We start from the raw sequence: 2381 nt of genomic DNA, 5'->3' as shown, positions 1-2381 counted from the left end.
AGGGCAGAGGCGGTGCTGGCACGACGCAGGCTTTCCTCGATGCTCTGGCCTTCGATCTGGCTTGCCAGGTAATAGCCGATGAAGGTGTCGCCTGCCGCGGTGGTGTCCACGGCATTGACGCGGTGCGCCGGCAGCTGGATGCGCTGTTCCCCCAGCTGGTAGCAGACGCCTTCACTACCCAGGGTCATGACCACTTCGGTGTCAGGCAGGCGTGTGTGCAGCGCGGCGAGCAGGGTGGCGACAGGCGCGCTTTCTTCCAGCTCGACCAGCTGTGCCGCTTCACCGCGATTGAGGAACAGCACCTGGCAGTGCTCCAGCGGCAGGCGCAGGACATCAGCACCCATCGGGGCCGGATTGAAGGCGATTTTCATGCCCTTGGCATGTGCCAGCTCGATGACCTTGCCCAGTGCGTTGCACTCATTTTGCAGCAGCAGCCAATCTCCCTGCGTCACGCCGGAGAACAGCGTCGCCAGATGCTCATCGGTGAAACCGTGGTTGGCACCCGGATGCAGAATGATGCTGTTCTCGGCGTGGTCGTCCACCTGGATGATGGCGTGGCCACTGGCGCTGGCGCTCAGCTCGACCTGCGAGGTGATGACACCGGCGCTTTCCAGCGGCTCAAGTGCCCAGCGATCACTGTTGCCAAGGCGGCCCCAGTGCGTGACGTCGCCTCCGGCGCGCGCAAGCGCGAGCGACTGGTTGGCACCCTTGCCACCCAGTACCTGACGGTAGGAGAGACTCGCCAGGGTTTCACCCGGTCGTACCAGGTGAGGTACCCGATAGACGTGATCGATATTGATAGAACCGTAGTTGTAAAGCATGCAGCCTCCTTGGGGTCGAGCATCCTAGCAAAGCCTTGGCCGCCTGTCCCCAGTCGTATCACCAAGGTCTGACCTTTAGGTCATGTTTAAGCGTTGAAGCTATTAGCCTCTTGGAACGCAAGAGAAAGTGCATACTTCCTGTCATCTCGCTGGATTCAGGATAGTCGCCCATGTCGGAGTCGAAGCAACCCGCCGTCACGATCAAGAAGTGGGTCTGGCGAGCACTCTTCACCAGTACCATGATTCCGTTGCTGTTGGTCGAGACCGCCCTGGTGGCGGTGTATTTCGTGTCCAATGACGAGATTCGTGATGCCAACCTCAATTACCTGCAATCCCAGTCGAGCAGTGAGCTCAATCTGGCGATGCTGCGGGAGGCCAAGTCACTCAGCCAGCAACTGGAGCATGTCCAGAACCTGTCGCGCGGGCTCGGTGCCCAGGCAGGCGAACTGGCCATGGGCGACGCCGGTACCGGGGTAGCGGCGCGCGAGGTTGCCCGTCACGCAAGCCTGCCCAGCGGTGTCTGGGCCAGTCAGCAGACGGCGGACAATCAGGGCAGCGGCTTCTATCCCGCCTTGCCAGGTCTCGAGCAGGACATCCCCATGGCGCTGCGCATGACGGCGGTCGACCCGATCATGCGCAGTGTCGTGTCCTCGCACTCGGCCGTGGTGCAGTCCTTCGTCACGATGGCCGACTGCTATGTCCGCCTTTTCCCCTATGTCGATCTGGCCTCGCTGGTGCCAGCCGACCACGACTGTCGTGACTTCTCCTTCTTCTATCTGGCCGCGCCAGAGGCAAATCCCTCGCGAAACACCATCTGGACCGACATCTACGAAGACCCGGCCGGCAATGGCTGGATGACGTCGGCCGTCAGTCCCTTCCATTCCGAGCAAGGCGAGTTTCTCGGCGTCGCCGGCGTCGACATGACCCTGGACGTGATCGTCAATCAGGTGCTGGCGATGGAGCTGCCCTGGCAAGGCTTCGCGATGCTGTTCGATGCCGAGGGACGCTCACTCGCCGTCCCGCGCGCCGGTGAGCAGTTGTTGTCGCTGCTGCCGCTGGAGATTCCCGATGCCAATGACCTCCAGGAAGAGGATGTCATTCGGCCCGCCCAGCTGGAGCTGAAAGGCCATGACGTCTTCAAGAGACTCGCGCCCCGTATCCTCGAGCAGCGGCGTGGCCTGGAGAGCGTCAATGTGGCAGGTGCACCCTACAAGGTGGCGTGGGAGCGCTTGCCGGGCAACGGCTGGATCATGTTGAGCATGGTCGAGGAAAGCGCCGTCTTCTTTCGTACCGCCGAGATCGGGCGCAACTTCCAGCTGGTCGGCATGGCGCTGGTCGGTGGCCTGATCCTGTTCTATTTCACCTTCTTCATTCTCATGAGCTGGCGCACGCACCACATCAGCCGTCGCCTCTCGGTGCCGCTTGCCGAGCTGCGTGAGCGTCTGCATCGCATCGGCATGGGCGCGGAAGTCGAGTCCGCGGGTGGCAGTGGCATCGTCGAGCTGGATGATGCCAACGCCACCGCCGAAGAGATGTACCAGCGGCTGCGCCAGACCCAGA

Annotated in this window: 2 protein-coding genes; one reads left to right on the top strand and one right to left on the bottom strand. The window is 62.2% G+C overall.

Annotated elements, in window-relative coordinates; translation table 11 throughout:
- Window positions 1-821 (bottom strand): ribokinase (locus tag AC4FAH_RS14525; RefSeq protein ID WP_490246313.1); only part of this gene is annotated, 821 nt, incomplete at its 3' end.
- A 170-nt stretch (window positions 822-991) separates the two neighbouring features.
- Between AC4FAH_RS14525 and AC4FAH_RS14520 the strand changes: the two genes are divergently transcribed.
- Window positions 992-2381: cache domain-containing protein (locus tag AC4FAH_RS14520; protein ID WP_490246312.1), on the top strand; the 1390-nt coding region annotated here is incomplete at its 3' end.

This window comes from Cobetia sp. (genome assembly GCF_983723665.1).
The sequence above is the reverse complement of the archived record's forward strand: the minus strand, read 5'-3'. Positions and strand labels throughout refer to the sequence as shown.